8 protein-coding genes are annotated in these 7,133 nt (G+C 72.3%); 4 read left to right on the top strand and 4 right to left on the bottom strand.

Features of this window, described 5'->3' with window-relative positions; translation table 11 throughout:
* Window positions 1-32: 32 nt before the first annotated feature.
* Together ACFRAL_RS17325 and ACFRAL_RS17320 are read right to left on the bottom strand one after the other, a co-directional pair.
* Complete coding sequence (locus ACFRAL_RS17325; protein ID WP_378885375.1) at window positions 33-794, bottom strand: IclR family transcriptional regulator; 762 nt, start codon at window positions 792-794, stop codon at window positions 33-35.
* Between the two features lie 5 nt (window positions 795-799).
* Complete coding sequence (locus ACFRAL_RS17320; protein ID WP_336394635.1) at window positions 800-1,558, bottom strand: IclR family transcriptional regulator; 759 nt, start codon at window positions 1,556-1,558, stop codon at window positions 800-802.
* 132 nt (window positions 1,559-1,690) lie between these two features.
* Here ACFRAL_RS17320 and ACFRAL_RS17315 point away from each other — a divergent pair, with 132 nt between their 5' ends.
* From ACFRAL_RS17315 to ACFRAL_RS17300, 4 genes are read left to right on the top strand one after another with little or no spacing between them, the layout of a single operon-like run.
* Complete coding sequence (locus ACFRAL_RS17315; RefSeq protein ID WP_378885371.1) at window positions 1,691-3,538, top strand: bifunctional sugar phosphate isomerase/epimerase/4-hydroxyphenylpyruvate dioxygenase family protein; 1,848 nt, start codon at window positions 1,691-1,693, stop codon at window positions 3,536-3,538.
* Window positions 3,535-3,837 carry a Dabb family protein gene (locus tag ACFRAL_RS17310; protein WP_378885368.1) on the top strand — a complete coding sequence of 101 codons (303 nt, stop codon included), beginning with the start codon at window positions 3,535-3,537 and terminating at the stop codon, window positions 3,835-3,837. Before ACFRAL_RS17315 ends, ACFRAL_RS17310 begins: the two co-directional genes overlap by 4 nt.
* Window positions 3,834-4,766, top strand: a complete 933-nt coding sequence (locus ACFRAL_RS17305; RefSeq protein ID WP_378885366.1) for a shikimate dehydrogenase — start codon at window positions 3,834-3,836, stop codon at window positions 4,764-4,766. The genes ACFRAL_RS17310 and ACFRAL_RS17305 overlap by 4 nt, the downstream gene beginning before the upstream one ends.
* Window positions 4,763-5,437, top strand: coding sequence for a TetR family transcriptional regulator (locus ACFRAL_RS17300; protein WP_378885363.1), 675 nt, complete (start codon window positions 4,763-4,765; stop codon window positions 5,435-5,437). The genes ACFRAL_RS17305 and ACFRAL_RS17300 overlap by 4 nt, the downstream gene beginning before the upstream one ends.
* Window positions 5,438-5,475: 38 nt before the next feature.
* Here ACFRAL_RS17300 and ACFRAL_RS17295 read toward each other — a convergent pair whose 3' ends face one another.
* The gene (locus ACFRAL_RS17295; RefSeq protein ID WP_378885360.1) at window positions 5,476-6,243 is read right to left on the bottom strand and encodes an IclR family transcriptional regulator; all 768 of its coding nucleotides are present in this window, start codon (window positions 6,241-6,243) and stop codon (window positions 5,476-5,478) included.
* Window positions 6,244-6,245: 2 nt separating this feature from the next.
* Entirely contained in the window at window positions 6,246-6,986 is a 741-nt protein-coding gene (locus ACFRAL_RS17290) for an IclR family transcriptional regulator (RefSeq protein ID WP_336394629.1), read from the bottom strand.
* Between the last annotated feature and the right edge of the window lie 147 nt (window positions 6,987-7,133).

Genomic DNA, 7,133 nt, shown 5'->3' with positions numbered 1-7,133 from the left:
CAGCGCCCACCCCGTTCGTCGTCGCCGGCGGGTCAGGCGTCAGGCGTCGTGTCCAGCCGGCGGCTCAGCGTGAGCGCGGCCGCGCGCACGGCCGGCGCGAGGCGGTCGGGCGCCGCCTCCGATGCGGGGGCGGTCACCGAGATCGCCGCGACCGGCTCGCCGCCGTGGTCCAGGATCGCGGATGCCACGCACACGCGGTCCTTTGAGCACTCCTCCGTGTCGGTGGCGACGCCGAGCCGCCGGACGTCGGTGAGTTCACGCGCCAGGACCGCGGGGTCGGAGATCGTGCGGGGCGTGCGCTGCGGCAGCCCGTCCTTGAGTCGCGCCACCCCCTCCCGGCGCGAGAACGCCAGCAGGACCTTGCCGAGAGCGGTCGCGTGAGCGGGCAGGCGTCCGCCGATGCTCGCCGGCGGCGCGCAGCCGCCCTCCGCGCGAACGATCGCGAGGATCACGACATCGGCGCCCTCCAGCACGGCGAGGCTCGCCGTGCGACCGGTGACATCGCGCAGCTCGGTCATCACCGGGTGCGCGAGGTGCCGCAGGCGGCGCGGCTTCTCGACGGTCTGCGCCAGCTCGAACAGCCGGACGCCGAGGTAGAGCTTGTCGCCCTCGCGGTCGAGGAAGCGCTGCGCCACGAGATCGCCCGCGATGCGCGACACCGTCGACTTCGGGAGGTTCGCGCGGCGGGCCAGCTCCGACACCCCCAGCCCCTCGTCGTGCTCTCCGAACGCGTCGAAGACCGCGGTCACGCGGTCCAGCACGGTGACCGAGTCGGTCCATCCTGCGGTGCGCATGGAGCTCAGGCGGCCGTGAGCCGGCGGCTCACGTTCGTTCCGGCCGCGCGCACCAGCGGGGCCACGCGCTCGGGGTCCATGGCACCGCTCGGGCCCGCGATCGAGATCGCGCCGAGCACGGCACGGTCGTTCGAGAGCACCGGGCTCGCGACGGCGAGGATGCCGGGATAGGACTCGCCCATGTCCAGCGCGACGACGGAGTGGCGCACATGCGAGAGCTCGTCGCGGAAGTGGTCGGCGTCGGCACGGGCGAGCGGCGCGCTCACGCGATCGACGATCCCCTGGTCGCCGCAGAACGCGAGGTAGGCCTTGCCGCTGGCGGTCGTCAGCGCCGGGGTGCGCATGCCCGCGCGTGTCGGGAGCATGGGGACCCGGCCGGCGACCGTCGCGATCGAGACCATGTCGGTGCCTTGCTGCACCCAGAGGCCGACGCGTTCGCCGGTGACCTCCCGCAGCTGACGGATGACGGGCGCCGCGGCGCCGAGGAGCCGGCGAGGAACGCTCGCACGGGCGCCGAGCTCGAACAGCCGCAGCCCGAGGGTCACTCCCTCATCGGTGCGCTCGAGATAGCGCTGGCCGGCCAGCTCGGCCACGAGCCGGGAGACGGTCGACTTCGGCAGGCGGGTCAGGGCGGCGAGGTCGGTGACCGAGAGCGACCCGCCCGAGTCCTTCACCGCGTCGAGGATGCTGATCATGCGGTCGAGCACGGACACCGGCGCGTCGTGGCGAGCCGGACTCGTGTTCCATTCGGCGAGACTCTCCATCGAGCATCCCCTCCCAGCGGCTTGAATCGTCGTCGATCGCGCTTCGCTTCGAACGTACTAGTTAGTACACATCCATGCAATGCTGTTCCGAGAATCACGCGGGCACCAGCGTCGGTGCTCCAGAAAGGCGCCATGCGCACCTCGATCGCCACGGTCTGCCTGAGTGGCACCCTCGATGAGAAGCTCGTCGCAGCGCAGGCCGCGGGCTTCGACGGAGTGGAGATCTTCGAGCCCGACCTGGTCGCCTCCCCCCGGTCCCCGGAGGAGATCCGGGCGCGGGCGGACGAGCTCGGACTGACCCTCGACCTGTATCAGCCGTTCCGCGATTTCGAAGGTGTGGGTCCCGAGCTCCTCGAGCGCAACCTGCGCCGCGCCGCCGCGAAGTTCGGCCTCATGAACCGCCTGGGGATCGACACGATCCTGCTGTGCAGCAACGTCGCGACCGCTCGCAGCGGCGACGAGCAGCTGGCGGCGGCGCAGCTGCGGCAGCTCGGCGATCTGGCGCAGGGCTTCGGCGTCCGGGTCGCGTACGAGGCGCTCGCCTGGGGCCGGTTCGTCGACAGCTACGAGACCGCGGCGCGCATCGTGCGCATCGCCGACCATCCCGCCATCGGGCTCTGCCTGGACAGCTTCCACATCCTGTCGAAGGGGCACAGCCCCGAGGCCATCGAAACCATCCCCGCCGAGAAGATCTTCTTCGTGCAGATGGCTGACGCGCCGCTTCTCACGATGGACGTGCTCTCCTGGAGCCGGCACCACCGCGTCTTCCCCGGCGAGGGCGGCTTCGATCTCGGCGCCTTCATGGCGCACCTCATCCGCACCGGCTACGACGGCCCGGTCTCGCTCGAGATCTTCAACGACACGTTCCGCCAGACCGACGCCCTCGCCACGGCGATCGACGGGCGCCGCTCGCTGCGCTGGCTCGAGCACGAGGCGGCGGCGGCGCTGGGCTCGGGCGCGGGCGGCGGCGCCGCCCGCATGCGGACGAGCTGGCTGCCGGGCGTCGCGTCCCCCGCCGACGTCAACTACGTCGAGCTCAGGACGACCGAGCTGCCCGAGCTGCGGCGCCTGCTCGGGCAGCTGGGCTTCCGCTCGCACGGCGCGCACCGCAGCAAGGCCGTGGAGCTGTGGTCGCAGGGTGCCGCGCGGGTCGTGCTCGGAGCGCCCGACACCGATCACCGGCAGCCGACCGTCGCCGGCATCGGCTTCTCGGTGAGCGACCCCGCGACGGCCGTGCGTCGCGCCGAGGACCTGTTCGCGCCCGACGTGCCGCGACAGGAGGGTGCAGGCGAGGAGCCGCTCGTGGGGGTGCGCACCCCGGACGGGTCGGAGGTGTTCTTCGGCGCGGACGGCGGCGGCGAACCTCGCTGGGTCGGCGAGTTCGGGCGCCCCTCGGACCCCGATGCGGGACTCATCGAACGGGTGGACCACATCAACCTCGCCCAGCCGTGGCAGCACTTCGATGCGGCCGTGCTCTTCTTCCTCTCGGTGCTGGACCTGCACGCCGAGGCATCCGTCGAGGTCGCCGCACCGGTGGGGCTCGTGCGCAGTCAGGTGCTGCGCAGCGCCGACGGCATCGTGCGGATCGCCCTCAACCTCGTGCCGTCGGGCGCCCGCGACGACGCTATCCTGCCCCAGCACATCGCCTTCGCGAGCAGCGATGTGCTCGCGCTGGCGCGGGCCGCGCGCGACCGCGGGTTCGCGCCGCTGGACATCCCCGCGAACTACTACGACGACATCGAGGCGCGCTACCTGATCGAGCCCGGGCTGCTCGCCGACCTCCGGGAGCTGAACGTGATGTACGACCGGGACGACTCCGGTGAGTTCCTGCACTTCTACACGCAGCCGGTCGGCACGGTGTTCCTCGAAGTCGTCGAACGGCGCGAGGGGTACGCCGGGTACGGCGCGCTCAACGCCCCGGTCCGCCTCGCCGCCCAGTATCAGCATCGGCGCGCGGCCCGAGAGGAGGCCGCCCGATGATCCGGCACGTCGCCGTGTTCCGGTTCGTCTCCGCGTTCACCGCGGAGGAGCGCCGCCACTGGATGTCGCTCCTGCGGGCGCTGCCCGCGCAGATCCCCGAGCTGCGCAGCATGAGCGTCGGCGAAGACGTGCTCGCGGGTCCGGCGTCGCACGAGCTCGCGATCGTCGCGGACTTCGACGACCTGGACGGGCTCGCTGCGTACACACGTCATCCCGCCCACGAGGAAGTGCTGCGCATCTCCGCGCCGGTCAAGGCCTCGCTCGCCACGGTCGACTTCGAGATCTCCGACGCGACGTGACCGATCAGACACCTCGCCCCGGATCGTCGCCCCACCCGCCTCGGGGGCGCTACCTCGTCGGCCTGATAGGCGAGGGGATCGCGGCATCCCTCACTCCCCCGATGCACGAGGCGGAGGCGGCCGCGCTCGGACTGGACTACGAGTACCGCATCCTCGACCTCATCGCCCTGGGACGGCCGGCCACCGACGTCGGCGACCTCCTCGCCGATGCGCGGTCGGCCGGGTTCACCGCCATGAACATCACCCATCCCTGCAAGCAGCTCGTCGTCGACCTCGTCGACGAACTCGACGCGGATGCCGCGCACCTGCAGGCGGTGAATCTCGTCGTTTTCGACGAGGGCGGCCTCGTCGGCTACAACACGGACTGGATGGGCTTCCGGGAGGGCCTGGACGCCGGTCTCCCCGGCGTGGCGTTCGACCGCGTTGTGCAGATCGGCTGCGGCGGCGCCGGCGCGGCGACGGCCTACGCGCTGCTCTCCCACGGCACGTCGAGACTCGACCTCTTCGATGCCGACCCCGCCCGCGCCGACGACCTCGCCGCGCGCATGCGCGCCCACTTCCCCTCGCAGACCGTCGCCACCGCCATGCCGGACGACCTCCCCGGGATCATCGCGCAGGCCGACGGCGTCGTCCACGCGACCCCGCTCGGCATGCTCCACCACCCGGGCGTCGCCTTCGACGTCGGGCTGCTGCAGCCGGGCGCCTGGGTGTCGGACGTCGTGTACCGGCCGCTCGAGACCGAGCTCATCCGGCGAGCGCGCGAGCGCGGCCATGCCGTGCTCGACGGCGGACGGATGGCCGTGGGTCAGGCGTGCGCTAGTCTCCGAATCATCACGGGCGTGGCGCCCGATCGGGAACGGATGGAGCGACACTTCCGTGCGCTCATCAGCGCTGAGGAGGACTCCAGCGCTGGAGGGAGCCCGCGATGAGAGACGAGGCGAGCGAGCTGCGCGACGGCGGGACGACCGAGCGCGCCGCCCGGACGCAGGACGACATCCTCGAGGTGGCCACCGCCGAGTTCGCGGCGAACGGATACGCGGGCGCCCGCGTCGACGAGATCGCGGCGCGGACCCGCACGACCAAGCGCATGATCTACTACTACTTCGGCTCGAAGGAGGGGCTGTACCTCGCCGTCCTCGAGCGCGTGTACGCCCAGATCCGGCGGGTCGAGCGCGGAATCAACATCGAGAAGCTCTCCCCCGCCGACGCCCTGCGCACGGTCGCCGAGGCCACGTACCACCACCACACGACGCACGAGGCGTTCATCCAGCTGGTGAGCATCGAGAACATCCACCGGGCGGAGCACGTCCGCCAGTCCCAGACGATCCTCCGCGAGAACGCCACTGCCATCACCCTGTTGCAGGAGGTCATCGAGCGGGGCGTGCAGGACGGCTCCTTCCGAGATGACGTGGACGCGGTGGACGTGCACATGATCATCAGCGCCTATGCCTGCTTCCACGTCGCCAACCGTCACACCTTCGCCGCCATCTTCGGGCGCGACATGCTCGATCCGTCCCTGCAGGACTCCCACCGGCGCCTCATCGGCGATCTGGTGGTCGCGACGATGACCGATCGCGGAGCCGCCCGCCCGCAGCCCTGAGCCACGCGGATCGCCGCGCGCGGACGAGGCCGGACCGCTCACCCGCCGCGAGCGGCCTGCGCGATGCGACGCGACAGGGACAGGGCTGCGGCGTCCACCGCCTCCGCGGCCCGGTCGAGGTCGAAGGCGTCTGCCGCGCCCGACACGCCGATGGCCGCCGCCACCGCCCCGTCCGGTGCGAAGACCGGGCTCGCCACCGCCCAGACGCCCGCCGTGGACTCCTCCAGCTCGACGGCCGGCCGCCCTTCGCGGATCGAGGCGAGCTGGCGCCGGATCTGCGTGGGATCCATGACGGTGGCGGAGGCGGATGCCGTCGGCGCCGGCCCGAGGGCGGCATCGACGTCTTCCGGCTCCGCGTGTGCGAGCACCGCCTTGCCGAGGGCAGTGGCGGCCACCGGGAACCGTCCGCCGGTCCGGATCGCGAGCGGGGTTCCGGCACGCCCGCGCATCGCGGCGAGGCACACCATCTGCCCGCCGTCGCGGATCGCCAGGAGGACGTTCTCCCCCGTCGCATTGCGCAGCCCTGCCATCACCGGCAGGGCGGCGATCCGCAGCTCGCGGGGCTCCTCCGCGAGCTGGCCGAGCTCGAACAGCCGCAGCCCCAGGTGGATCCGCCGCCCATCCCGCTCGAGGTACCGCTGTCGCACGAGCGTCGCGACGAGGCGCGACACCGTCGACTTCGGCAGGCCCGCGCGCGTCGCCAGCTCCGACAGCCCCAGGCCACGGTCATCCTCGTCGAAGGCGTCCAGGATGGCCGTCATCCGGTCGAGCACGCCGAGCGCGTCGGTGGAGGCATCCGCTGCCATGCTCAGGCCACCTGCGACGCCAGCCTGTGCGTGAGCGCGAGCGCCGCGTGGCGCACGAGCGGCGCGATCCGCTTCGGATCCATGTCGCTCACCGGACCCGCGACGGAGATCGCGGCGACCGGCAGACGCTCGGGCGAGAGGATGGGGCTGGCCACGCCCACCACGCCCGGGAAGGTCTCGCAGCGGTCCACGGCGATTCCGTCCGAGCGGACCGCCGCCAGCTCCTGCTCGAGCCTGCCGCGCTCGTACCGGTCGGAGCCCGCCATCACCGCGTCGATGACGGCGCCGTCGGGCGTGAACGCGAGCACCGCCTTGCCGAGGGCCGTCGTCGCCGACGGCACCCGAACCCCCGCCCGGGACGGCACCGGCCGCAGCCGGCCGCGGACGGAGATCACAGAGAGCATCTGGCATCCCTCCCGAACGGCGACGTTGAGGTGCTCACCTGTGGCATGGGACAGCTCGGCGAGCACGGGAAGGGCGGCCAGGCTCAGCCGGCGCGGGGTGCTGGCGCGCGCCCCGAGCTCGAAGAGCCGGAGCCCGATGACCACGCCGTCCTCTCCGCGGGTGAGGTACCGCTGGCGCACGAGATCGGCGACGAGGCGCGAGACGGTGGACTTGGGAATGCCGGTGGCGACGGCGAGCTGGGTGATGGTGGTCGAGCCGTTGGACTCCCGGACGGTCTCGAGGATGGCGAGGATCCGGTCGAGCACGGAGACCGGCTCGTCTCTGTGGGCGGATCGCATGTGGGCAGTATCCGTCCAGTTCCGAAGGCCCGGCAAGCAAACCGGCCCCTCACCCCGCGATGGTCCCGCCCAGTGGAACAGCGCCCGCGCAGAACCGTCGGTGCACGGCGGAGGGGCCCGAACCCGCCGCGGCCGGCGGGTTCGGGC

Origin of the sequence: Microbacterium sp. NPDC056736 (assembly GCF_042790415.1) — a bacterium.
GTDB lineage: Bacteria > Actinomycetota > Actinomycetes > Actinomycetales > Microbacteriaceae > Microbacterium.
The sequence above is the reverse complement of the archived record's forward strand: the minus strand, read 5'-3'. Positions and strand labels throughout refer to the sequence as shown.